The organism is Steroidobacter flavus, assembly GCF_042651805.1.
Lineage (GTDB): Bacteria > Pseudomonadota > Gammaproteobacteria > Steroidobacterales > Steroidobacteraceae > Steroidobacter > Steroidobacter flavus.
On record NZ_JBHSDU010000003.1, the window covers coordinates 2,522,248 to 2,546,379 of the forward strand.

The following is a 24,132-nucleotide window of genomic DNA, read 5'->3' on the forward strand; positions in this document are numbered from 1 at the left end:
GGTGCACGACCTGCGCCGATTGCACCAGAACAGGTCTGTCCCGCTTAGAGCTTCACCAGGCTGCTGACTTCCAGCAGCCGATGGCTCGGCACGCCGAAGTGAATGGCGGCCAGCTGGCTGTTGCGGCCCATGAGCGCGAACAATCGTTTGCGCCACAGAGGCATGCCGGAGCCCGACGTGAAGATCGGATTCTCGCGGCCGACCACATACACCGTCGAGTCGGGCTCGTACGGTTCGCCTTTCTCTTCGGCGCCGCGCAGTGCCGCGACGACGTTGGGCGTTTCCATGAAACCGTAGCGCGCGATGATCCGGCACATGCCGTCGCCGAGGTTTTGAACCTCGATGCGCTCTTCTGGTGGCACGAACGGTACCTCCGGTCGCACGAATGTGAGCAACACATTGCGCTTGTGCAGGACGCGGTTGAACTTCAAGTTGTTCAACAACGCGCGCGGCATGCCGCCTGCTTCGGCGGCGAGATACACGGCAGTGCCTTCGACGCGGGTCGGCGGATCTTTTTCGATCATCGTCATGAAGTCGCGCACCGGCATTTGTTCGCGAGCGATCAGCCACGCGAGCGTGCGACGGCCTTCCTGCCATGTGCTCATCAAAATATAAATGCCGATGGCCACCGCCACGGGCAGCCAGCCGCCGTGCGCGAACTTGAGCAGGTTGGAAAAGAAGAACGCCAGCTCCACGATCAAGATCAGCGACAGCAGCGTGATGATCTTGCGGTTGTGCGGCTCCATCCGGACCCGGAGCAACATCATCACCAGAATGGTGTCGATGAGCATCGTGCTGGAAATAGCGATGCCGTAGGCGCCGGCCAGCGCGCTCGAGGAGCGGAAGCTGAGAATCAACGTCAGCGTGCCGGCGAACAATAGCCAGTTCACCGACGGCACATACACCTGACCGATCTCTTCTTCCGATGAATGCAGGATGCGCAGGCGTGGCAGATAGCCCAGGTTCAACGCTTGGCGCGTGATCGAGAATACGCCCGAGATCACGGCTTGCGATGCGATCACCGTCGCACAGGTCGCCAGCACGATTACAAGCGGCAGCAGCCAGGTCGGCGCGAGCAAATAAAACGGATTCTTGATCGCGGTGGGATCGGCGAGCAGCAGCGCGCCCTGGCCGAAGTAATTCAAGATCAACGCCGGCCACACGATCCGGAACCACGCCTTGCGGATCGGCGAGCGACCGAAGTGGCCCATGTCGGCATACAGCGCTTCACCGCCGGTCACGGCAAGAAACACCGCGGACAGAGTGACGAAGCCCATGACGCCGTTGTTGATGAAGAAGTGCACGGCGTACATGGGATTGATCGCGAAGATCACATTGGGCGATTCCGCGATGTGACTCGCGCCGAGCCCGGCGAGAGTCAGGAACCAGATCAGCGTAATGGGGCCGAACAATCGCCCCATCGCGCCCGTGCCGTGACGTTGCATTAGAAACAGCGCCGTCAGAATCAGTACGGCGCCGGGTAATACAAAACGCTCGAGTTTCGGGGTCGCGATCGTCAGGCCTTCCATCGCGCTCAACACCGAGATGGCCGGCGTGACGAAGCCGTCGCCGAAGAACAGCGCGGCACCGAACAAGCCGACCGCGCTCACCGGTGCCCACACCTTCCAGTTGGGGCTCGCGGTGGAGACCAGCGTACTGAGTGCCAGCACGCCGCCTTCGCCGCGGTTATCGGCGCGAAGCACGATGGCGACGTACTTGATCGAGATGACCAGGACCAGCGACCAGAGAATCAACGACAGCAGGCCGAGAATGTTCGCCTCGTTCACGGCGATGCCGTGCTCCGGATTGAAACATTCGCGCAGCGCGTACAACGGGCTGGTGCCGATGTCGCCGAAAACCACGCCCAGCGCTGCCAGGACCAATTTACGATCTGCGCCGTTACGGTCACCGTCGGCGGAGTCGTCGGATGAGCGGAAGCCCATGATGTTGTTGTTACACGCTAGGCGTGGCGGCAGCTGCCAAGGGCGCGGGATTCTAGAGGATTTGGAGCAGCCCAGCGAAGCTGGACGTCACATGAGGGTCGGAGCTCAGTCGGCCAGCCGGGCCAGCCAGGGGGCGAACACCATGCCGAGCGCCCCGCCCACCACCGCCGTGATGCCCAGGCGCAGGTAATCGACGGAACGGCCGCCCAGCTCCGCGGCGCCTTGGGCGACCAGGTTGCTGGTGATGCCGGAGCTGTCGAGCCAGCTCATGAGCGCTACGGCGAGCACGATGCCGCCGATGATGCCCGGAATGACAAAAGCGAGCGTTCGGCGCCAGTTGCGGCTCAACGACTGCATCTGTTGCTGCCATTCCTGCTCGAGCCGGCGGCGCGCTTCCAGCCGCTTGCTCTCGTCGATGGCGTCGATCCGGGCCAGCAGGTTCTGATCGAAGGCGGCGTCCAGTTGCAGCGGCGGGGAGGCCTCGACCAGCGCCTCATCCAGCGCCTCGAACTCCGGCAGACTGCGCTGACACAGCCCGCAGCCGGCCAAATGGGCCTCGAACGCCGCGCTATCGGCGTCGTTCAGCTCGCCATCCAGCCATTCCTGGAGGGCATCGTCCCACTGGGCGTGTTCGTTAGGCTGCTTCATAACTCAAGCCGCGGCGGCTTCCGCCTCCTTGGTCAGCTCGATTAGGCGCTTGCGGGCCCGATGAAGCAAGGCTTTGACCGTGCCCAGGGGTAGCCCAAGACTGGTCGCGGTCTGTTCGTAGGACTTGTCCTCCATATAGAACAGCACCACGGCCTGGCGGTACCGCTCGGGCAGCTGGTCGAGCAATTGCCCGACGCTGACGGTCGCGGAGTCGTCGGCTTCCGGGGCGGCCAGGGCGGCGACCGCCGGGTTGTAGCTGTCCTCGTCATCGTTCTGGTCCAGGGACACGGTCGGCTTGCGCTTACGGATCTCGGACAGGGCGCCGTTCTTGGCGATCGCATAGATCCAGGTCGACAGCTGCGACTGGCCGGCGAACCCCGGCAGCGCCTTCCAGACCCGCAGGAGCACGTCCTGGGTGCAGTCCTCAGCTTGGGCGCGATCGCGTAACATACTGAATATGAGGCGAAAAACCTTATCCCGATAACGTGGCAACAACAACGCGAACGCCTCGCGATATTGCTTGCTGGACAGCCGCTCCAGTATGTCGGCGTCTGTCTGGAAAGCTGACGAGGACGTCATTGGCTGTTGGGACGTAGTGGGGTGGGGGAAAGGTTGCAGTGGGCTCACTTTAACAATGTGAGCGATTTGTTAGTCCTAACACCGCCGCCGCTGGCCGGTTACAACCGGTTATTCACCGACCCCTCATAATGTGTGGCGACCAGTGCAACCTTGCATGGGGTCGGATGCGTCTCAACCCCACGTTCAGACAGGCTCGGTAGTTCGAGGCAGGCAATCATGCTCAGCGATCTCGTCCCAATCTTCGGCATCATCTTCGCGGTGGGCTTGCCCCTGTCCATTCCCATCGTCTACATCGCGCTCAACTACCGGAAACGCAAACGGCTCATGGAGCTCAGCCACGCCGAGCGCATGGCCGCTATCGAGCGCGGCATGGAAGTGCCGCCGCTGCCGCTGGAGTTGATCGACGGCCAGAGCCGCCGGCGCCGCAGCTCGCTGTTACCGGGCCTGGTGTGGTTCTTCATCGGCCTGGCCATGGTGGCCGGCTCGATGAGCATCGGCGATGAGCTGCCGGTGGTGTTCGGCCTGGTGCCGCTCGGCATTGGCCTCGCGTATCTCATCTATTACGGCATCGAAGGCCGTCACGTCGAAGCCCGCCAGCTGGAACAGGAACTGCGCGAGCGCGCCGAGCGCAACGGCCGCTACTCGCAGCAGGGCCCTGCAACCTTGTAAGCATCGCTCGCATCCAACAATAAGAATTCGTTTCCGCTAGTTCATCTCTAACAAGCTCGTCGAAATGAGTGCGCCGGTCTCGCCGGCGTCAAGGGAGACGCTCATGCTCACGATTCGTAACCTGTCGAAGTCCTACGGCAGTGTGGCCGCGTTACGCAATGTTTCTTTGCAGATTCCCGCCGGCATGTTCGGCTTGCTCGGTCCCAACGGCGCCGGCAAGTCGTCGCTGATGCGGACCATCGCGACCCTGCAGGATCCCGACTCCGGCAGCATCACGTTCAACGGCGTCGATGTGGCCACAAACAAAATGGCGATCCGGCGCACGCTGGGGTATCTGCCGCAGGACTTCGGCGTGTATCCCAAAGTCAGCGCGCTCGGGCTGCTCGATCATTTCGCGGTGTTGAAAGGTTATTTGAATCGCGGCGAGCGCGCCGACGTGGTCGAAGCACTGTTGCGACAAGTGAATCTCTGGGATGTACGCAAACGCAAACTCGGTACTTTCTCCGGCGGCATGCGTCAGCGCTTCGGCATTGCGCAGGCGTTGCTCGGCAATCCCAAGCTCGTGATCGTCGATGAGCCCACCGCCGGTCTGGATCCCGAAGAGCGCAATCGTTTCCTGAACCTGCTCGCCGATATCGGCGGCCAGGTCGTCGTGATTCTGTCCACTCATATCGTCGAAGACGTGACCGATCTGTGTCCGCGCATGGCGATGATCTGTCGTGGCGAAGTGTTGATGAGCGGCGAGCCGCGCGAGGCCATCTTGGCCATGCGCGATCGCGTGTGGAGCAAGCTGGTCAGCAAGGCGACGCTGCCGGACTATCAGTCGCGATATACGGTGCTGTCGACGCGGTTGATTGCCGGCGAGCCGCTGATTCATGTGTACAGCGAAGCGCGCCCTGAAGAGGGATTCGTGGCGGTCGATCCGGATCTGGAGGATGTTTATTTCCAGCGACTGCGCCAGCACGACGCGGCACCGGCCAGTCGCGCAGCAGCCTGAACGATTGCAGGAGGCGCGTATGTTCAGCGAATTCTTTCGTTTCGAGCTGCGTTATCAACTGCGCTCGCCGCTGCCCTGGGTGATCGGATTGATGTTCGCCTTGATGGCCTTTGCCGCTACCACGACCGACGTCATCACCATCGGCGAAGGCATCGGCAATGCGAACCGCAATGCCCCGTACGTCATCCTGACCTTCCTCAAAGTGTTCTCGACGCTGGGCATGTTCGTCGCCGTCGCGTTGATCGCACAGCCGCTGCTACGTGACTTCGAGCTCGGCACCGAGGAACTGTTCTTCAGCAAGCCGCTGAACAAAGCGACTTATCTGTGGGGCCGCTTCGCGGCCGGCTCGTTCATGGCGCTGATCGTCATGACGATCACGGCGCTGGGCATGATCCTGGGCTCGTTCATGCCCTGGATCGATCCGCAACGTCTCGGGCCGTTCTCGCCGGCGCCCTATCTGTGGGGCTTCGGCGTCATGATCATTCCGAACCTGTTATTCACCGGCGCACTGCTTGGCCTGCTCGCGGTGACGACGCGCCGATTGCTGTTGGTGTTCGTCGGCGTCGTCGCGTTCATCGCGCTATGGTCGATTGCCGGGGCGCTCACCAGGGACATTCAATATCACACGATCTCCGCGCTGATCGATCCGCTTGGCGGCGAGGCGATCTCGCAGGTCATGCGCTATTGGTCGGTGGTCGAGCGCAACACGCTGTTGCCCGAGCTGAGCGGTCTGGTGCTGTTGAATCGCCTGATCTGGGCGGGCGTGGCGATTGTCATGCTGGTAGCAACGCAGCTGCTGTTCAAGCCGCAGCGGCAGCGGGCGAAGAAACATTGGTGGCAGCGCTCGGCGCAGAGCGAGGAAGTCTCCGTTGCCGCACCGGCGCGGCGTGGCGAAGTGCCGGCTTCCGTGCCTGCCCGGCCCGTGGCCCGGGCGTTGGCTGCACCGCATGACTTCGATGCCTCGGCGGCCTTCGGTCAATTCACTCATCTGGTGTGGTTCGACACCAAGTCGGTGCTCCGGAGCATTCCGTTCCTGGTGCTGCTGGCGTTCGGCCTGTTCAACTATCTCGGCGGCTCGCCGGCGATGGAGAACACCTTCGGTACTTCGGTGTATCCGGTCACGGCGCTGATGATGCAGTACATGCAGGGCAGCTATCAGTTCCTGTTGGTCATCATCGTCTCGTTCTACGCGGGCGACGTGTTGTGGCGAGAGCGCGATGCCAAGCTCGCGGAAGTGACCGATTCGCTGCCGGTGCCGAACTGGGTGCCGCTGCTGTCGAAGTTGGGCGCGGTCACCGCAGTCGTTTTCGCGTTCATCGTATTCGGTGTGATGGCGGCGATCGGTTACCAGCTGTGGCACGGCTACACGAGGCTCGAGCCGCTGCTGTATTTGCAGGCCGCGTTCATCGATTCCTGGCCGTTCGTGTTGATGGGCGCGCTGGCGCTGTTCCTGCAGATCATCAGCAATCATAAGTTTCTCGGCTATCTGCTGCTCATCCTGGCAATGCTGGCGCAGATCGTGCTCAGTCAGATCGGCTACGAGCACAACTTATATAACTACGCCGGCGCGCCGCAGATGACGTACTCCGACATGAATGGCTACGGTCATCTGTTGAAGCCGTGGGCTTGGTTCCAAACTTACTGGACGCTGTTCGCGGCGATATTGATCGTGCTCGCGAATGCATTCTGGGTGCGAGGCACGGCGTCGCGGTGGAGCCTTCGTTGGCGCGAGGCGCTACGGAGCTTGCGCGGTCCGCAGGCTGTGGCGCTCGCGAGTCTGGCATTGGCGTTCATCGTCACGGGCGGCTGGATTTTCTATAACACCAACATCCTCAACGAGTATGTGCCCGAGGACGTGGCGTTCGATCGCCAGGCCCGTCTGGAAAAGGACTATCGACAGTTCAAGGATCTGCCGCAGCCCCGGGTCGTCGACGTGCGTGCTGATGTGGATATCTATCCCGAGGAACGGCGCTCGGTGATTCGGGGTCACTATCATCTGATCAACAAGCACGACGTGGCGATCCCCGAGTTGCACGTCTATACCAATCCGCTGGCGCGCATTGAAGTGGTCGCGCCGGCCGGCGTGGTCATGAAGAAGGAAGATCGCGAAGCCGGCATGCGCATCTTCGCGCTACGCGAACCGTTGGCGCCGGGTGCGGCGCTCGACTTCGACTTCATCGTCGAGCGTGCCGAGCGGGGCTTCACGAACAGCGGTATGCCGCGCTCGACCGGGGGCGGCGATCTGCGCTCGACGCTCAATGCCAACGGTACGTTCTTCACCAGCAACGAAATGCCGCATTTCGGCTACGACGAGTCGCGCCAGCTCCTGGATCGCAACGAGCGTCGCAAGCGCGGCCTGGGCGACGTGCCTCGCAAGCCGAAGCTGGAAGACGAGCAGGCGCGTTACAACATCGGCATCGTCGATTCCGACTGGATCAACTTCGAAGCGACGGTGAGCACGAGCGCCGATCAGATCGCGCTCGCTCCCGGCTACTTACAGCGTGAGTGGACCGAGAACGGCCGGCGCTACTTCCATTACAAGATGGATCGGCCGATGTTGCCGTTCTACTGTTTCCTGTCGGCGCGCTGGGATGTGAAGCGCGGCGAGTGGCATGGCCTGCCCATTGAGATCTATCACGATCCCAAGCATGCCTATAACGTCGACCGCATGATCGACGCGACGCGCAAGTCGCTCGACTACTTCACGACTCAATTCTCGCCGTACCAGAGCAAGCAGGTGCGCATCCTCGAGTTCCCTCGCTACGCGAAGTTTGCGCAGAGCTTTGCGAACACGATTCCGTTCTCGGAGAGCATCGGTTTCATCGCCAATCTCACCGATCCCGAGAGCATCGACTATGTGTTCTACGTGACCGCGCACGAGATGGCGCATCAATGGTGGGGTCATCAAGTCGTCGGCGCGGATGTGCAGGGTCAGACCATGCTGATGGAGTCGATGTCGCAGTACTCGGCGCTCATGGTCATGGAGAAGGAATACGGACGCGAGCATATGCGTCGCTTTCTCAAATACGAGCTGGATCGTTATTTGCGTGGTCGCGGCGGCGAGCTGATCGAAGAGTTGCCGCTGATGCGCGTCGAGGATCAGCAGTACATTCACTATGCCAAGGGCTCGCTGGTGCTGTATCGGCTGCGTGACGAGATCGGCGAGGAGAATCTGAATCGCGCGCTGGCGAATTACATCCGAGATAAAGCGTATCAACAGCCGCCGTACACGACGACGCTCGAGCTGGTCGACTACATTCGCGCCCAGACGACGGCGGACAAGTACCCGCTCATCGACGAGTTGCTCGCGAAGATCATTTTCTACGACAACCGTGTGGTTTCAGCGTCAGTGACACCGCGCAATGGGAAGTACGATGTGACGATCGAGTACGGAGCTGCCAAGCGCGAAAGCGATGGCGCGGGACGAGAGACGCAGGTGGCGTTGGATGATTGGATCGAGGTGGGTGTGTTCGCTCGTGCGGCAGGCAAGGGTGAGCACACGGAGAAGCCGCTTTATCTGGAGCGGAAGCGAATCACGCAATCGAGCGGCAAGTTCACAATGACGGTGGACGCGATGCCTTACGAAGTGGGCTTCGATCCGTATAACAAGTTGATCGATCGGTTGCCGGATGACAATCGGAAAACCGTTGAGATTAGAGCGGCGGCTCCCGCAACGAATGACGCGCCGAGTAAGACCTAGATGCCCGCGCGGCGCAGTCGTAACGAATGACACGCCGGGTAGGAGTTAGATGCCGGCGCGGCGTCAGCCGTGCGCCGGGCAAGAGCTAGATGAAGCACCGGCGCGGCGTCAACCGCGCCATGAGCCGGGTAAGAGCTGGAATGAAATCGGCGCGGCTCGCATGAGCTGCGCCGGTTGCGTCGGCTCACGTCCGAGGCGGAATCAATCCAAACTGTCCGCTCTGATAATCGCGGAACGCCTGCTCGATCTCCTCGCGCGTGTTCATCACGAACGGGCCATATCGCGCGACGGGCTCGTTCAACGGCTTGCCCGAGAGCAACAAGATCTCCGCCGGACCGGTCTCATCGGCGCTCACACCGATGTTGACCGAGTCACCGGAGCCCAGCAGCGCCGCCTGACCTTCGACGATCTGGCGTTGATCGCCACCGATGATCGCCTTGCCTTTGAAGACATACAGCAAGCCGCTCTGCTCGGCAGGCACCGACTGCAGCAGCTCACCACCCGGCTGGATCGTGAAATGCAGCATCTGGATCGGCACTCGCGTGTCGATGCGCGCGGCCTTGCCAAGCGACTCGCCGGCAATGACGCGAACCTTCACGCGACCGTCGTCAGTGCTCGCCTGCGGAATGTCCGAGGCGCGCAGCGTCTGATAGCGCGGCGTCATCATCTTGTCGACAGCCGGTAGGTTGACCCAGATCTGGAAGCCTTCCTGATTGCCGCCTTCGCGATGGAAGCGCTCGGTCGGCATCTCGGAATGGATCACACCGCCGCCGGCGGTCATCCACTGCACGTCGCCCGGCCGCAGCACGTCGGCGTTGCCGTACGAGTCGCGGTGTTCGTTTTCACCGGCGAGCACGTAAGTCACGGTCTCGAAGCCGCGATGCGGATGATCGGGCGCGCCCAACGGGCCGCCCGGCGGCCACTGCACGGGGCCGAGGTGATCGATCAGCAGGAACGGATCGAAGTGGCTGAAGCCCTGGATGGGAAACGGCCGCCGGACCGGGAAGCCGCCGCCTTCGATGGTGCTGACGGACTGCACCACCCGGGCGACTCGCCGCGGCTGACTGGAAGTGTTCGAAGCTAAGGGATTGATGGCGTTCATGGGTAGCTATCCTGCCACCGATATTGAGGCAGATCTGCACGCGACAAGGCATGAGTGTTATCACGGCGCATCATGGCCCAGCGGTCGTCGTCCGTTGGCGACCTGCTGTGTTATAGGCAGGGACGCGTTAATCTCGCTCTCTTTTACGTAAGCGCTGTGCGCCGACCCCGAGGGATACGATGACCGTCAAAATGCTGGTCAATATCGACGTCGACGATTTGACCAAAGCCACCGATTTCTATTGCAAAGCTTTCAATCTGCACGTCGGCCGCCGCTTCGGCCCGGACGCGGTTGAACTGCTCGGCGGCACTTCGCCCATCTATCTGCTGGTGAAGCCCAATGGCACCACGGCGTCGGCGACCAGCCGGCACCTGCGCTCGTACGCGCGTCACTGGACGCCCGTTCACCTGGACTTCGTCGTCGACGAGATCGAGGGCGCGTTGGATCGAGCCCGAAATGCGGGCGCGCGTCTCGAGACGCAAGTGAAGACCAATAACTGGGGCAAGATCGCCATGCTCGCGGACCCGTTCGGTCATGGCATCTGCCTGATCGAATTCGTCGGCAAGGGCTACGACGAAATCGCCACCAGTCACGATCAGAAGCATCGATAGGGGTAGCCGTGGCATTGGTCTGCTGGAAATGCGGCGCGTCCCTGGCAGACCTCAGTCTGCCTCTGCGCCGCCTCGACGAATGCCGCGTGTGCCATGCCGAGCTCCACGTTTGCAAACTGTGCGAGTGGTACAGCATCAGCGTCGCGAAACATTGTCGCGAGACGGTGGCTGAGGAAGTGAAGGATAAAGAGCGGGCGAACTTCTGCGATTACTTCAAGCCTCGGCAGGACGCTTACTCGGCGAAGAGTACGGAGGCGACGTCGAAGGCGCAGTCGGAGCTGGATGCGTTGTTCGGCGGCGGTTCTAAAAAGGCAGACGACGCTGCTCAACCCTCGGCTGCGGACAAAGCGCGGGCTGAGCTTGAGGCGTTGTTTGGGAAGAAGTCTTAGCTGTCAGTTCAGGGTGTCAAGAACCGACACTTGGCGCTACGAGATTTAGCGAGTTTCGTGTCCAGTGTCGCGAGCGGCAGCTGCAATGCCTCGGCCAACGCCACGTACCAAGCGTCGTAGCTCGTGATGGTATGTCGCAAGTCCCAGATGCGTTCAGCGAACGGATCGAATCCGAACGTTTCCAGATTGAGTTGCATGAGGTCGTCCAGGGCGGAGTTGGCCTCTGCGGACGAGATGTTCTTGGAGCGTTCGAGTCGACGGAGAATGTTGGTGGCTTCGACCCGAGCGAGTTCCGGAGCATGCAGCGATCCGGAAATGAGTACGTCCTCCGCCCATGCGCCTCGCTGGCTCGAATCGATCAGCGCGGCCACCAGTACCGAGGCATCGACGACGACGCTCATCGTCGATCAGTGTCTCGGTGCCTGAGAATTTCGGTGGCGGACACTTGGGTATTCGCCGCTCGTTTTCTTCTGCGTACCTGCTCGACCCAGGATTCAACGGAGGGGCGCGCGGCAAGGCGCTCCAGTTCGGCGCGCAAATATTCCTGCATGGACTTGCCCTGCAGGGCGGCCCGGGAGGCCAGTTCATCCCGGACCTGTTCGGGGACGTCCCGAATGGTGATCTGGATGGTCATGCTGGCATTATGCCAGCGTCAGGGGCGATTTGCATTCCCGCCTTACTCCGACGGCGGCGGCGAAGCGTCGCGCGAGGACTTCGCTTCATTGGCCAGCCACTCCATGACTCCCGAGACCATCGGATCATTCAATCGCCGCGGCAGGCACACGGCGTAGATTGCATATTCCGACGCCACTTCATTCTCGAACACTTTTACCAGCCGTCCCGCTGCCAACTCCGAAGCTGCGAATACTTCAGACGCGATCGCCACACCTTGCGCGGTGAGCGCTGCTTGGAGCATGGAATTACGGTCGCCACAAACGATGCCCCGGCGGGCGTCGATTCCTTTGGCGCCGACGGCATTGAGCCAGCGTGCCCAGGAGTGGTGCGAGTCGTCGTGAAGCAAGGTGAAGTTGCGCAGATCGCTAATTGTTTTTAATGGCGGGCCGCCCTTCAGCAGGGCCGGGGCGCACACCACGATCTCCCGCGGCCGGAACAGACACATTACGTGAAGTCCCGGGTAGTTACCGCCGCCGAAACGGATGCCGATATCCACATCCTCACGCGCGAAATCGACTAATTGGGCGGTCGTGATCACTTGAAGATCGACGTCCGGGAACAATATAGAGAACGAGCGTACGCGGGGCATCAGCCAGCGCGCGTTGAAAGAAGAGAAAGTCGAAATGGTCAGCTTCCGCCGCACAGTCGGCGTCGATACATCCTCCAGTGCACTAGCCAGGCGGTCGAACGCGGCCCGCGTTCCTTCAGCCAGGAGCGCACCCTGAGCCGTTAACCGCAATCCCCGCGGTAAGCGCTCGAACAACTTTACTCCGAGGCGGTCCTCGAGCTGTTTCACCTGCCGGCTTACGGCAGCGTGAGTCACGTTCATTTCTTCCGCCGCGGCACTCAAGTTCAGGTTCCGGGCGGCAACGTCAAAAGCCCGCAGAGGGCCCACGGGGATGCGCTTCATGGCAGTCCACTGATGTCGGCTTGGGATGGCTACTGATATGACTTTAAATCATAGATCTCGGGTACAAAGTATCGCTATTCGCGGCAAATGGCCAGGGCCACACTACGCCTCCATTACCGAGATGCATATCTCGAAGGAGGCTCAAATGGACGAGTACCTGTTCATGACCCTGGCCAGATTGAAAGCCGACCGTCTGAAATTGGAGCGGGAACAGCGCCCCGCGGCGCCCGATCCCGAGCAGCTTCGTCTTGAGTGGGTCGAGCCGGTCGATAGCCGTCGACATTCGGCCCGTTGGTTTTCGCAGCAGCCCTTATGGAGGGAACAATCATGAGTAGTACGAGAACGGTATTGAGTCTGGTAGCGGCAGTGATCATCAATGCGAGCGCATTGGCCGCCTGGGAATGGAACGTGAACGAGCAGGTCACGCCTGCGGGTCAGGTCACCATTACTCAGATCGAGGAGCCGACCCCGGTGGCGTCATTGGCGCAGACCCAGGTCGACGGTCAGGTCGTGCAGACGACCCATCGTTTGTAACGGAGAAGTGCCATGGCCTTCGTATTGATAACGTTGACCGCGTCGCTGATTCTGAACCTGGCGGTGTTGGCCTTGTTGAAGATCGGCCTGAAAGACGATGTGCGTAGTGGCGGATCGGCCGGAGATTTTTCCGGCCGATTGCCGTGCTGAGTCACGCCCGCTCAATGCACCGATGCGCGCCTTCGCCCGCTCAAGCCGCCTTGGCGATTCCCGCCACGAGTCGGCCGAGCTTTTCGATGGCGCGCTCGATGGTCGGCGTCCACAGCATGCCGCAGCTGATACGGATGTAATTGCGATAGTCCGCCTTGGCGGAGAACACCAGCCCGGGCGCAATGCCGATGCGGCTGGCCAGCGCGGTACGAAACAACTCTACGCCATCCACGCCCGCGGGCAATTCGATCCACAGCACGATGCCGCCACTGGGCCTCGCCACGCGAGTTCCCGGCGGAAAGTAACGAATGATTGCATCGACCGCGCTCTGCGAATTTGCCGCGAGCGTCGTGCGCACTCGTCGCAGATAACGGTCGTAGCCACCGCTCCCGTAGTAACGAGCCAGCACCAGTTGTTGCAACGTCGGACAAGCAACCGACGAGAAGAATTTGGCCCGCGCGATATCGGTATGGAACTGTGGCGACACCGCCCAACCAATCCGATAGCCGAGCGCGATGGTCTTGGAGACCGAGCCGCAGGAAATCACCAGGCCCGCATCGTCATACGCACGCAACGACGTCGGGCGAGTATTGCCGTAATGCAGATCGCCGTAGATGTCGTCCTCGATGATGGGTACTTCGGCGGCGCTGAGAATCGAGACAATTTCGCGTTTCGCATCGTCCGGTGTGACGCTGCCGGTCGGATTGTTGAAGTTCGGCATCAGCACCGCCGCGGCCAGCCGCGTGGTGCGTGCGATGTTTCTAACAGCGTCGACGTCGATGCCCGTGCTGGTGTGATTCGGCACCTCGACCACTTTCAGTCCGAGGTACTCGACCACCTGCAACACGCCGAAATATGTCGGCGACTCCACCAGCACTGTATCGCCGGCCTTGCACAACACCTGCAACGACATGGTGATAGCATCCATCGTGCCGCTGGTGATCACGACGTGCGCGGGATCGGCGGGCGCGCCGGCGAACGTCATGCGCTTGGCGACCTGTCGGCGCAGCTCTTCATGGCCGGGCGGCAGCAAACATTCGCCCGCGTGAGCAGGATGATCGCGCAACACTTCACGGATCAGATTGTTCAGCCGTTGATTCGGATACAGCGTCGGCGAGGTGAACGCGCCGTTGAGCTGCAGGATGTCCGGCCGGGCCAGCGCTTCACGACAGGTGTCGAGCGTTTCCGCCGCGATGGACGTCGGTCGCCGCGAGCGACTGACTTTCGGTCGCGGTGGCGGCACGCTCGCGCGCGTCGGCGGGCGGACATAGAAACCGGACTGCGGCCGCGCTTCGATCAGCCCAATGTTTTCCAGGTGCAGGTACGCCTGCACGACCGTCGAGATGCTGACCTTCGCCGTGCGGCTCATGGAGCGCACCGAAGGAATGCGCTCATTGCCACGCAAGGCGCCGCTCGCGATCTGCGCTTCGACCAGGCGCGCGACGCGTTCGTAGAGCAGCGGTTCTTCGGCAGACATAAGCCACCTCAACTGTATTGGTCGGGGGTCAGTCTACCTGAGTCTGTACTGGTTGCCAGTCTTGGGTAAAGTGTCCAACCGCGCCAAAGGATTTTCTTGATGTCTCTTCCAGCCACCTCGACGCGACTGTCGGTGGGCATGCTCGCCGCTTTCGCCGCCATCTACTTTTTCTGGGGCACCACGTATCTGGCCATCGCGGTCGCGATCCGCGACATCCCGCCGCTGATCAGCGGCTCGATGCGTTTCGTGCTCGCCGCTTTCGTCATGTATGTCTGGCTGCGCTGGCGCGATGCCAAGCCGCTGGCCAATGTCGATTTGAAAATGGCCGCGCTCGCGGGCGTATTGCTCTCAGGCATAGGGAATGGTTTTGTGGTGTGGGCTCAGCAGGGCATCCCTTCGGGGATCGCGGCGCTGACCGTCGCCGCCATGCCGGTCATCGTGTTGCTGCTGGATTGGGCGTTTTTCAGTAAGCGTGCGCCGACAGGCCAGGCGTTGCTGGGCACGGCGGTCGCGTTGATCGGTGTCGTCACCATCGTGACTCACACGCGCTCGATCTCAGGCGAAGCGCACCCGTTGTATGTGGTGGCGTTGCTGCTGGCGACGGTGGGCTGGAGCTTCGGCACGTTGATTCAGAAACGGGTGGTGCAGCCGGGTGCGGTGCTGAGCTTCACCTGCGCGCAAATGTTCTTCGGCGGATTGTTTCAGCTGTTCCTATCTGTCGTGGACGGTGAGTGGGCGCACTTCGATCCGTCGGCCGTGACCTGGAGCTCGCTGGGCGCGGTGGCGTATCTGGTCGTGTTCGGCAGCATCCTCGGCTTGAATTGTTATTTGTGGCTGCTGACCAAAGTGGCCGCGCCGAAAGTCGCGACCTACGCGCTGGTCAATCCGGTCGTGGCGCTGCTGCTGGGAGCGGCGATTCTGGGCGAGCCGCTCACCTCGCTGGTGATCATGGCGACGGTGCTGGTGCTGGTCGGCGTGGGTCTGGTGGTGTTCCAGGGCGTGCTGAACCCGTCGCGGCTCAGGTCGTTTGTGTCACGGCGGGGGCCTGCAATCGCTCCCGGTGAATGACGTAGAGCCCGCTCGCGACGATGATGGCGGCGCCGATCAGCATGCGCTGGTTCGGCACCGTCATCCATAACAGCCAGTCGAACAGCATGCCCCACGCGAGCGCCGTGTATTCCAACGGCGCGATCACGGACGGCGCCGCCAATCGGAAGGCTTCCGTGAGGAAGTGCTGACCGAGCGCGCCGGTGACGCCGATGATGACGATCCAGTACCAGTGCTCCCACAGCACTGGAACCCAGCTGTCGATAGAGAAAATGCCTGCGAACGTGGCGGTCAGAAACAGCGCCCAGAACATGGTCGCCGCGCTGGTCTCCGTCGGCTTGAGCACTCGAATCAGCAGCACGCCCAGCGCATAGGCCGCGGCGGCGGCGACTGCGGCCACGCTGCCGAGTAACGCCGCTCCACCCAATGCCAGGCCGTCGCCGCCCGGTCGCACGACGACGAGCACACCGATCATGCCTACGATGACGGCGACCCACCGATGCCAACCGACGCGCTCACCGAAGAACGGCACGGACAGCGCCGTGATCATCAGCGGCCCGGACATGAAGATGGTGTATGCGGTAGCTAACGAAAGCCGACTCACCGCGTAGACAAAAAAGTACAGCGTCGCGACCTGCAGTACACCGCGCAACAGGTGCAGCCCCCAGCGATTCGGCAGCAGATCGCGCCAGCGCCCCATCGTGCCAGTTGCGAGCAGCAGAAAGGGCAACGAGGCGAGGCCGCGAATGAACGTCACCTGCATGGCAGGATAGGTTTCGGCCAGGCGCTTCATGCTCAGATCCATGACGGCGAAAATCGCCACCGCGGCCAGCATGCTGAGAATTCCTCGGACATTACTCGCGGGCATAAGAAACCTATGCTACGCGAGCCGTCCCAACGCGGCTAGAATGTTCCTTGCTATCAGTTATCGAGCCCGAGTCATGCGCCAAGTCTTTATCTGCGATGCCATCCGCACTCCCATCGGCCGCTACGGCGGCGCTCTCGCCGGCGTGCGTGCCGACGATCTGGGTGCGATTCCCATCAAAGCGTTGATCCAGCGTAACGCCAAAGTCGATTGGGCCGCGGTCGACGATGTTTACTACGGCTGCGCCAATCAGGCGGGCGAAGACAATCGCAACGTCGCGCGCATGGCGGCGCTGCTCGCCGGTTTGCCGGACGTCGTTCCCGGGGCGACCATCAATCGTTTGTGTGGCTCAGGACTGGACGCGGTGAATCTCGCCGCGCGCACCATTCGCGCCAACGAAGCTGAGCTGATGATCGCCGGCGGTGTGGAAAGCATGACGCGTGCACCGTTTGTGATGGGCAAGGCGGACAGCGCGTTTTCGCGGACCGCGAAGATTGAAGACACGACCATCGGCTGGCGCTTCGTCAATCCGTTGATGAAGGCGAAGTATGGCATCGACTCCATGCCCGAGACCGCCGAGAACGTCGCGGCGGAATTCGGTATCGCTCGTGCCGATCAAGACGCATTCGCTCTGCGCAGTCAGCAGCGATATGCACGCGCGCACGCCGCGAAGTTTTTTGAAAGCGAGCTCGTGCCAGTTGAGATTCCGCAGAAGAAGGGCGATCCCATCAAGTTCAGCGCCGACGAACATCCGCGCGAGACGTCGCTCGAAGCGCTCGCGAAGTTGAAAGGTGTGGTGAAGCCCGACGGCACGGTGACGGCGGGCAACGCGTCCGGTGTCAACGATGGCAGCTGTGCAGTGTTGCTGGCGAGTGAAGAAGCTGCGGCGAAGTACGGTTTGAAGCCGCGTGCGCGAGTGATCGCGACGGCGACGGCCGGTGTCGCGCCTCGCATCATGGGCATCGGCCCGGCGCCAGCGTCGTTGAAGGTGTTGAAACTCGCCAAGCTCGAGATCGGTCAGATGGATGTGATCGAGCTGAACGAAGCGTTCGCCGCGCAGGGTCTGGCGGTGACACGTCAGCTCGGCCTGCCGGACGACGCCGCGCATGTGAATCCGAATGGTGGCGCGATCGCCATCGGTCATCCGCTCGGCGCGAGCGGTGCGCGTCTGGTGACGACGGCGTTGAATCAGCTGGAGAAGACGTCGGGTCGCTATGCTCTGTGCACGATGTGCATCGGTGTAGGGCAGGGTATCGCCATGGTGATCGAGCGCGTTTGATTACTGGCAGGCAGCCTGGCAGTCGCGCAGCTCCGAACGACAAATGGTCTGCGCGTCGCGCTCATTGAGATAGCAGTCGTAGCGCATCGAGGCGATATTCTGTTGCATGACATCGATGCACAGGTTGTAGTGCTGGGTGAATCGATCGCTGAAATTGCCCGGGCCGCGCCGGCCCGGGTTGCGAAAATAGCTGCAGAAGTAGGTGTAGTCGCTATTGCGCATCGTCATCGGGTCGCGCCCGCTGTTGGCGGCCTTCTTCGAGCACTCCTGGCGCGCCTGACGCACTTTGCTGTTGCAAGTCCCGTTGGAGATTTCACACTGACTGACGCAGGACTTGCGCGCGGTGTCGGCGGCCGTTGGTGCTGCCTTGGCGGTGTCTTCAGCAACGCCGACGCCGAGCCATGCCAGCGCCACGCATAAACTTCCCAACCGGACCACGGCTTTGCCGTTCATTTTCTCATTGCCCCGCGTTTGATTGGCGCATCGTCGCCAGCGGGACACGGGCCGTCAAGGCACTGTCGGGCGACCTTGGACATCAGTACTAGTCGCTGCGCGCCGACTCGGGAACCCGCGGCGTCATCGCTGGTCTTCTTGGTATCCGCAAATATTCCTCGCCGCGACGGGTCCCACTAGTTGATCACGGGGCCCGCCGCGTTATGCTGCGGCGTGTCCCGTCCGCGAGACTGTCACCGAAAGCGCACCCTCATGAGTCAACAGTCCGAAGAGTGCCTGCCCGAATCGGCCTCAGCCGAGCAGAGCGATGTGCCCGGCGCACGCATACTGCATATGAAAGGGCGCCAGTACGACTTGCAGAAAGCCATTCAGCAACGCGCGCAGGAATCCGTCGAGCGTGAAGCCGCGATGGATCAGGAGCAGCGCCGGCCCAAGCCGCTCAAGTGGGCCATCGCCCTGCTGATCGCGGCCATTCCGATCGCCTTGACCCTGACCGCCGCGGAAACGTTCCTGCGAGCCTTTCACAGATACCTCGACGTGACCGTGGAAACGGCCAACAAGCAAGCTGAGGAGCAGGCGGCAGCCGCGGCTGCGGCCGCAGCGGCTGCTGAGGCAATGGCGCCAGTGACGTCCGATGATCCCGATGTCGTGATGCTGTCACCGTTGCTGGTTCCTCCCGACAACAAGGCGCAGTCGGCGGCTCCGCAGTCCCAGGCTTCGCCCGCGCCCGATCCCAAGAAATAAATGCGCCGGTTCGGGCGTCGCGCATGGGCCGCGTCGCTGGTTTTAATCGCCCTCGTCGGTGGCGGCCTCGCGCTGCTGCTGTTTCGTCAGACTGAATCGCCTGCCAAGACTGCCGCGCCAACTGCGGCGGTCCCCGCGCACGCGACTGTCGCGGCGACGTTCGTTGACGAGTCAGCATGCGCGACTTGCCATGCCGATCAGGCGAAGGCGTGGCATGGCTCGCATCACGACCTCGCCATGCAAGAGCCGAACGCGTCCACGGTGCTTGGCAATTTCGATAACGCCAGTTTCAGCAAGGACGGGGTCCGCACCCGATTTTTCCAACGCGATGGCAAGTACTGGATCAACACCGACGGCGCCGACGGCAAGCCCGCCGACTTCGAGGTCAAGTACACGTTCGGCGTCGAGCCGCTTCAGCAATATCTGATCGAGCTGGATCGCGGGCGACTGCAGGCGTTCACGATCGCGTGGGACGTGCGGGCGCGGCGGTGGTTTTCTCTTTATCCCAAGGAACGCATCGATCATCTCGATCCGTTGCACTGGACCCAGCCGTCGCAGAACTGGAACTTCATGTGCGCGGAGTGTCACTCCACCGACTTGAAGAAAAACTTCGATCTGCAAACCAACAGCTACAAGACCAGCTGGAAGCAGATCGATGTCGGGTGTCAGGCGTGCCATGGTCCCGCGTCGACCCATCTCGAGTCGCCGGCGCCGGGCAAGAAAGACTTCCCGGTGGACTTCGCCGGGCCCGACGCGACCGTCCAGGTCGAAACGTGCGCTCGCTGTCACTCGCGGCGGTCGGTGATCTCAGAAAACTATCGTCACGGCGAGAAGCTGATGCAGACTCATCTGCCGGCGTTGCTCACGGACGATTTGTATTTTCCGAACGGCAAGATTTTCGACGAGGTGTACGAGTACGGCTCGTTCCTGCAGTCGAAGATGCATGCCAAGGGCGTTCGTTGCAGCGACTGTCACGAGCCGCATTCGCTGAAGCTGCGTCGTGAGGGAAATCAGCTGTGCGCTGGTTGCCACAACGCCAGTGCGCCGGCGGCGCGGCCCAGTATCGACACGTCCGGCCTGCACAAGAAAGAATACGACTCGCCTGAGCATCACTTTCACAAACCGGGCACGCCGCGCTCGCAGTGCGTGGACTGTCATGCGCCATCGCGCGTGTACATGCAAATCGATGCTCGTCGCGATCACAGCTTCCGTATTCCGCGACCGGATCTGACGGACGGGCCGGATGCTTGCACGGAATGTCACAAGGCGCGCGGGCCGAAGTGGGCGGCGGAACAAATCGCCAAGTGGTACGGCCCGAACCGGCGTCACGAGACGATGTTTGGAGAAACCTTTGCCTGGTACCGCGAGGCGCAGGGTGTCAACGGAGTTCGTCCGGTTCGCTGGGCCACGCCCGAACTGGTGAATCAGTTATCTCACATCGCCACGGATGCGAGCGAACCCGCCATCGTTCGTGCTTCGGCCGTTGCTCGGCTGACGACCTATCCTGGCGAGACTGCGCTCAATGCATTGAATTCAGCCGTGCGTGATGCAGATCCGCTGGTGCGTGCGGCCGCGGCCGATGCGTTCAGTGCGTATCCGCCGGCGCAGCGTTCAGCACTACTGCCACTGCTTACCGATCCAATCCGCGCGGTGAGAGTTTCGGCGATCGCGTCGGCGCCGCCAGAAAGTTTGAGTGCCTCGGCGATCTCCGAATATGAGCAAGCTCAGCTGGCCAATGCTGACCAGCCGGGCGCTCATATCAATATCGGTAACCTGCGGGCCTCGCTCGGTCAGGTACCCGAAGCCGAGGCGGCCTATCAAACAGCGATTCGACTCGATCCCACCTTCGGTCCCGCGTATGTAAACCTGGCCGATCTGAAGAGCCGCACCGGTGAAAACGCCGTGGCGATCGCGGTGCTGAAGACCGGGCTGGAGGCTCAGCGCGAGGAAGGCCCGCACTCCGCCGCCTTACATCATTCGTTGGGCCTGGCGTTGATTCGAGAGCGTCGCTATGACGACGCCATCGCCGAGCTGAAGGCGGCGGCGCAAGCGGCGCCGACCTACACCCAATACGCATATGTGCTCGGGGTCGCGCTGTACGACACCGGTAAGAAGAAGGAAGGGATGCAAACCCTGGAGAATGCGCTCCGCCTTCGTCCCTATGACCGGAGCTTGCTCACCGCGCTGGCGGCCTACGCGCGGGAGGCTGGCAACGAGGCGGCGGAAAAGACGTATTTGGAAAGCCTGTCGCGGGCCCTGCCGTAGCAATTCTGCTACCCTGCGCCCCCTTCCGGGGCAGGGGATGCGAGCCCAATGATCGTCGATTGGCTGCCGACTCCTTCGCAGCACTTCCTGGTCAGCGCGATTGCGCTCCTCGTTTATATCCTCACCAGTCGCGCGCTGGATCAGCGGCGTGCGCCGACCTCCGCGATTGCCTGGGTGCTGGGCCTCGCGCTGGTTCCCTATGTCATGTTGCCGCTGTACCTGCTGTTCGGGCAGCGCAAGCTGAAGCCGGTCGCGATTCCGTATGCGGGTGTGGTTGTCGAAGGGCCGCATTGGGCGGCGGAGTTGATCGAGAGTTTCGGCCTGGCGCCTCCGTCCTCCTGCAACGTTCGGATGCACGCCGACGGCATGCAGGCGCGCGACGCGTTGTTCAAGCTCATCGACGACGCGCGTCAGACCATCGACATCAGCACATTCATCATTGGCAACGACGCATTCGGTAGTGACGTCGTCGCGCGCCTGGCCCGTCGTGCTCGAGAAGGCGTGCAAGTGCGACTGCTGCTCGATGGCTTCTTTGCCATTCTCGCGCCACGTCGTTACATGAAAGAGTTGCGAGGCGCCGGTGCGAAGGTGGCGGTGTTTCGTCCGTTCTTCAGCTTGCGTCGTCTCGGTCCGCGTAATTTGCGTAACCATCGCAAGCTGGTCGTGGTCGACGATCGTTTGCTCTGGTGCGGCGGTCGCAATCTCGCCGCTGAATATTTCCTCGGCGACGCGAGTGGCACGCTCTGGCCGGATCTTTCTTTCGATCTGGAAGGGCCGGTGGCTTCGGCCGCGGGCCGGCAGTTCGATCTCGATTGGAACACCACGCATCTGCGCGCACCCATTCGCGAGCGCGTGGCCGTAGATGTTGTAGGTGGCGAGCTGGCGCAATTTCTCCCGAGCGGTCCGGATCAGGTCGAGGACACGGCGCAGTCACTGCTGATCGACGGCTGTTATCGCGCGCGACGACGTTTGCTCATCGTCACGCCGTATTTCGTGCCCGACGACAGTCTGCGAGCGGCGATGCGCTTGGCGGCGCGTCGAGGCGTGAAGGTGACGATTGCGATTCCGCAGCGCTCGAATCATTTGCTAGCGGACTTTGTGCGTTCACGGCCGATGCGAGATCTGGCGGCTGCCGGCGTGGAGTTTCGTCTGCTGCCGCGAATGGTTCATGCCAAAGGTGTCGTGATCGACGAGACGCTGGCGATGTGCGGCTCGATCAATCTGGACTTGCGAAGTCTGCTGCTCAACCATGAAGCCGCAGTCGTGTTTTATGGCCGGCAGACCATCGACTGGCTGGCTGACTGGATCTCGGCGATGGCAGAGCAAGGCGAGTTGTATCGCGCCGAGCCGCCCGGGCTGCTGCGCGACATCGCTGAAGGCGTGCTGCTTACGGTTGCCTTTCAGTTGTAGGGCCGTTGTCGAACGACAGTTTCAGTCCCACCATCTCCGCTGCGCGAACCACATCCACCAGGCGCGTGAGCTGGAGCTTCTTCATCATCTTGGCCCGCTCGGACTTGATGGTGCGCTCGCAGGCGCCGACTTCCACCGCAACTTGTTTGTTGAGCTTGCCTTCGGCGACGCCGGCGAACACGGCGCGCTCCCGGTCGGTCAATGTTCTATAGCGTTCCAACAGATCGCGAACTTCGGTGCGCGCGGCATAACGCCGCAGGGCGACCTTGCGCGCATGCTCGATCGTTTCCAGCAGCAGTTCGCTGCGCACGGGCTTGGTCAGAATATCCAGCGCGCCCGATTTCATGACTCGGACGCTGATGGGAATATCGGCGAAGGCGCTGATGAAAATCACCGGCAGCACCGAGTCGTCGCCCATCAGCCGCTCGAACATTTCCAGGCCGTCGCCGTCGGGCAGGCACAGATCGAGCAACAGGCAGCCGGGCGTGCTGTCGACATCGGCGCGCTGAAACTCGGCGAGCGTGGCGTAGCCCACCGCCTGGATGTTTTTCGAGCGGAACAAGCGCAGCAGGCTGGTACGAAAGCTGTCGTCGTCGTCGATGATGTGTACGACGAAGCGTTCCGCCGCCGCGTATATCCGGTCGTCCGCGCGACCGTCCCCAGTTTCCATCCGCTGTCCCTCTCCCTCACTACATTCCGTTCACGCCGCCTGCAGTGGAATCGTGAACTTGAAGGCGGCACCCCCGGCGGAGGTTCCCTCCTGCCAGATTTTGCCGCCGTGTGCATGCACGATGGTGCGCGCGATGGCCAAGCCCAACCCCATGCCTTCTTTTTTGGTACTGAAAAAAGAATCGAAAATCCTGGGCCGATATGCCGCCGCGATGCCCGGTCCGGTATCGGTGACCGTGATGGCCGCGGAATACTTGTCATAACGGCTGGTAGCGACGTCGAGGATACGCTCGGTGGGGCCGTCTGCGGTATTAGAGGCCATCGCATCCATGGCATTCATCATTAGATTCAGTAACACCTGTTCGAGGTGGATGGCATCGCCTCGAATCGGAGGTATTGTTGCGTCGAGGGAACTGCGTACAGTCACCAGTCGCTTGCGGGCGACGGGTTGAATCAAACTGAGCGCGGTCGATGCGACCTCGTTCAGGTCGATCATGGTGGTGTGTAGCTCGCGACGCTTCAGCAGGGAATGCAAATGGCGCACGATATCGTTGGCCCGCAAGTCATCCCGCCGGATATCGGCGAGCATGCGACGGATTTCATCCAGCGGCGGCTGCGGCTCGCCCAGCAGGTTTTCGGCGGCGTCCGCATTGGTCAGAATGGCGCTGAGCGGCTGGCTGATCTCGTGCGCGATGGAGCCGGCGATTTCGCCGACCAGCGCCAGGCGGCCGGCATGGGTGTCGGCACTGTGGATGCGCCGGGCTTCACGGTGCGCCGAGCGGAACCGACGGTCCCTAAACCCCCAATAAATGAGCACGGCGCTTTGCGCCACCACCAACAACACCAGTAATGACAACAGGACCGGCTGCCTCACGGGAATGACGCCGCAAACGATCGATGGCGGTGTGGATCAGTAAACACACGACTTTGCCCATTCCGCGTATGTACGGCTGTGAGGATTCGGCAACAATTGCGTCCGCTGATAACAAGTTAACGGCAGATTACGGCACTATAGG

The 24,132-nt window shown here is 61.8% G+C and carries 25 protein-coding genes; 13 read left to right on the top strand and 12 right to left on the bottom strand.

The window, feature by feature from the left end; genetic code table 11:
- Positions 1-44: 44 nt before the first annotated feature.
- The 3 genes from ACFPN2_RS16525 to ACFPN2_RS16535 form a co-directional block, all read right to left on the bottom strand.
- Entirely contained in the window at positions 45-1,943 is a 1,899-nt protein-coding gene (locus ACFPN2_RS16525) for a potassium transporter Kup (protein ID WP_380598405.1), read from the bottom strand.
- Between the two features lie 105 nt (positions 1,944-2,048).
- Entirely contained in the window at positions 2,049-2,591 is a 543-nt protein-coding gene (locus ACFPN2_RS16530) for an anti-sigma factor family protein (protein ID WP_380598407.1), read from the bottom strand.
- 3 nt (positions 2,592-2,594) lie between these two features.
- Positions 2,595-3,170, bottom strand: a complete 576-nt coding sequence (locus ACFPN2_RS16535; RefSeq protein ID WP_380598409.1) for an RNA polymerase sigma factor — start codon at positions 3,168-3,170, stop codon at positions 2,595-2,597.
- Positions 3,171-3,386: 216 nt separating this feature from the next.
- Here ACFPN2_RS16535 and ACFPN2_RS16540 point away from each other — a divergent pair, with 216 nt between their 5' ends.
- From ACFPN2_RS16540 to ACFPN2_RS16550, 3 genes are all read left to right on the top strand, one after another.
- Entirely contained in the window at positions 3,387-3,839 is a 453-nt protein-coding gene (locus ACFPN2_RS16540; protein WP_380598411.1) for a DUF6249 domain-containing protein, read from the top strand.
- 103 nt (positions 3,840-3,942) lie between these two features.
- Positions 3,943-4,836 (top strand): ABC transporter ATP-binding protein, encoded by an 894-nt coding sequence (locus tag ACFPN2_RS16545; RefSeq protein ID WP_380598413.1) that lies wholly within the window; start codon positions 3,943-3,945, stop codon positions 4,834-4,836.
- Between the two features lie 19 nt (positions 4,837-4,855).
- Positions 4,856-8,536, top strand: a complete 3,681-nt coding sequence (locus ACFPN2_RS16550; protein WP_380598415.1) for an ABC transporter permease/M1 family aminopeptidase — start codon at positions 4,856-4,858, stop codon at positions 8,534-8,536.
- Between the two features lie 184 nt (positions 8,537-8,720).
- Here ACFPN2_RS16550 and ACFPN2_RS16555 read toward each other — a convergent pair whose 3' ends face one another.
- The gene (locus ACFPN2_RS16555) at positions 8,721-9,638 is read right to left on the bottom strand and encodes a pirin family protein (RefSeq protein WP_380598417.1); all 918 of its coding nucleotides are present in this window, start codon (positions 9,636-9,638) and stop codon (positions 8,721-8,723) included.
- A gap of 179 nt (positions 9,639-9,817) precedes the next feature.
- Here ACFPN2_RS16555 and ACFPN2_RS16560 point away from each other — a divergent pair, with 179 nt between their 5' ends.
- Together ACFPN2_RS16560 and ACFPN2_RS16565 are read left to right on the top strand one after the other, a co-directional pair.
- Positions 9,818-10,249 carry a VOC family protein gene (locus ACFPN2_RS16560; protein ID WP_380598419.1) on the top strand — a complete coding sequence of 144 codons (432 nt, stop codon included), beginning with the start codon at positions 9,818-9,820 and terminating at the stop codon, positions 10,247-10,249.
- An 8-nt stretch (positions 10,250-10,257) separates the two neighbouring features.
- Entirely contained in the window at positions 10,258-10,638 is a 381-nt protein-coding gene (locus ACFPN2_RS16565; protein ID WP_380598421.1) for a hypothetical protein, read from the top strand.
- A gap of 8 nt (positions 10,639-10,646) precedes the next feature.
- Here ACFPN2_RS16565 and ACFPN2_RS16570 read toward each other — a convergent pair whose 3' ends face one another.
- The 3 genes from ACFPN2_RS16570 to gcvA are packed head-to-tail and all read right to left on the bottom strand — an operon-like array spanning position 10,647 to position 12,223.
- A complete protein-coding gene (locus tag ACFPN2_RS16570; protein ID WP_380598423.1) occupies positions 10,647-11,039 on the bottom strand; it encodes a type II toxin-antitoxin system VapC family toxin in 393 nt (130 codons plus the stop codon).
- Positions 11,036-11,272: a FitA-like ribbon-helix-helix domain-containing protein gene (locus ACFPN2_RS16575; protein WP_380598425.1), complete on the bottom strand. Its 237-nt coding sequence runs from the start codon at positions 11,270-11,272 to the stop codon at positions 11,036-11,038. The genes ACFPN2_RS16570 and ACFPN2_RS16575 overlap by 4 nt, the downstream gene beginning before the upstream one ends.
- A gap of 42 nt (positions 11,273-11,314) precedes the next feature.
- Positions 11,315-12,223 (bottom strand): transcriptional regulator GcvA, encoded by a 909-nt coding sequence (gene gcvA / locus ACFPN2_RS16580; protein ID WP_380598426.1) that lies wholly within the window; start codon positions 12,221-12,223, stop codon positions 11,315-11,317.
- Positions 12,224-12,368: 145 nt separating this feature from the next.
- On the opposite strand from gcvA, the gene ACFPN2_RS16585 reads away from it, so the two are divergent.
- From ACFPN2_RS16585 to ACFPN2_RS16595, 3 genes are read left to right on the top strand one after another with little or no spacing between them, the layout of a single operon-like run.
- Positions 12,369-12,554: a hypothetical protein gene (locus tag ACFPN2_RS16585; protein ID WP_380598428.1), complete on the top strand. Its 186-nt coding sequence runs from the start codon at positions 12,369-12,371 to the stop codon at positions 12,552-12,554.
- Entirely contained in the window at positions 12,551-12,757 is a 207-nt protein-coding gene (locus tag ACFPN2_RS16590) for a hypothetical protein (RefSeq protein ID WP_380598430.1), read from the top strand. The genes ACFPN2_RS16585 and ACFPN2_RS16590 overlap by 4 nt, the downstream gene beginning before the upstream one ends.
- Positions 12,758-12,769: 12 nt before the next feature.
- Positions 12,770-12,907: a hypothetical protein gene (locus ACFPN2_RS16595; protein WP_380598432.1), complete on the top strand. Its 138-nt coding sequence runs from the start codon at positions 12,770-12,772 to the stop codon at positions 12,905-12,907.
- Positions 12,908-12,947: 40 nt separating this feature from the next.
- Here the strand turns inward: ACFPN2_RS16595 and ACFPN2_RS16600 are convergent, their stop codons facing one another.
- Positions 12,948-14,384 (bottom strand): aminotransferase-like domain-containing protein, encoded by a 1,437-nt coding sequence (locus ACFPN2_RS16600; protein WP_380598434.1) that lies wholly within the window; start codon positions 14,382-14,384, stop codon positions 12,948-12,950.
- A 99-nt stretch (positions 14,385-14,483) separates the two neighbouring features.
- Here ACFPN2_RS16600 and ACFPN2_RS16605 point away from each other — a divergent pair, with 99 nt between their 5' ends.
- Positions 14,484-15,452: an EamA family transporter gene (locus tag ACFPN2_RS16605; RefSeq protein ID WP_380598436.1), complete on the top strand. Its 969-nt coding sequence runs from the start codon at positions 14,484-14,486 to the stop codon at positions 15,450-15,452.
- Here ACFPN2_RS16605 and ACFPN2_RS16610 read toward each other — a convergent pair.
- Positions 15,403-16,299, bottom strand: coding sequence for a DMT family transporter (locus tag ACFPN2_RS16610; protein WP_380598438.1), 897 nt, complete (start codon positions 16,297-16,299; stop codon positions 15,403-15,405). The two genes, ACFPN2_RS16605 and ACFPN2_RS16610, sit on opposite strands and share 50 nt — an antisense overlap.
- 73 nt (positions 16,300-16,372) lie before the next feature.
- Between ACFPN2_RS16610 and pcaF the strand changes: the two genes are divergently transcribed.
- On the top strand, positions 16,373-17,575 hold the full coding sequence (gene pcaF / locus ACFPN2_RS16615; RefSeq protein WP_380598440.1) for a 3-oxoadipyl-CoA thiolase: 1,203 nt from the start codon (positions 16,373-16,375) through the stop codon (positions 17,573-17,575).
- On the opposite strand, the gene ACFPN2_RS16620 is transcribed toward pcaF, so the two are convergent.
- Positions 17,576-18,028 carry a hypothetical protein gene (locus ACFPN2_RS16620; RefSeq protein ID WP_380598441.1) on the bottom strand — a complete coding sequence of 151 codons (453 nt, stop codon included), beginning with the start codon at positions 18,026-18,028 and terminating at the stop codon, positions 17,576-17,578.
- A gap of 252 nt (positions 18,029-18,280) precedes the next feature.
- Here ACFPN2_RS16620 and ACFPN2_RS16625 point away from each other — a divergent pair, with 252 nt between their 5' ends.
- Genes ACFPN2_RS16625 through ACFPN2_RS16635 form a run of 3 tightly spaced genes read left to right on the top strand, consistent with a single transcriptional unit; the run spans position 18,281 to position 22,447 of the window.
- On the top strand, positions 18,281-18,772 hold the full coding sequence (locus tag ACFPN2_RS16625; protein WP_380598443.1) for a hypothetical protein: 492 nt from the start codon (positions 18,281-18,283) through the stop codon (positions 18,770-18,772).
- Positions 18,773-21,037: a tetratricopeptide repeat protein gene (locus tag ACFPN2_RS16630; protein WP_380598445.1), complete on the top strand. Its 2,265-nt coding sequence runs from the start codon at positions 18,773-18,775 to the stop codon at positions 21,035-21,037. It abuts the gene before it with no gap.
- A 48-nt stretch (positions 21,038-21,085) separates the two neighbouring features.
- Positions 21,086-22,447: a phospholipase D-like domain-containing protein gene (locus ACFPN2_RS16635; RefSeq protein ID WP_380598447.1), complete on the top strand. Its 1,362-nt coding sequence runs from the start codon at positions 21,086-21,088 to the stop codon at positions 22,445-22,447.
- Here the strand turns inward: ACFPN2_RS16635 and ACFPN2_RS16640 are convergent.
- Both ACFPN2_RS16640 and ACFPN2_RS16645 read right to left on the bottom strand, forming a co-directional pair.
- Positions 22,425-23,117, bottom strand: a complete 693-nt coding sequence (locus ACFPN2_RS16640; protein ID WP_380598449.1) for a response regulator transcription factor — start codon at positions 23,115-23,117, stop codon at positions 22,425-22,427. The two genes, ACFPN2_RS16635 and ACFPN2_RS16640, sit on opposite strands and share 23 nt — an antisense overlap.
- 30 nt (positions 23,118-23,147) lie before the next feature.
- Positions 23,148-23,972, bottom strand: a complete 825-nt coding sequence (locus ACFPN2_RS16645; protein WP_380598451.1) for a sensor histidine kinase — start codon at positions 23,970-23,972, stop codon at positions 23,148-23,150.
- Between the last annotated feature and the right edge of the window lie 160 nt (positions 23,973-24,132).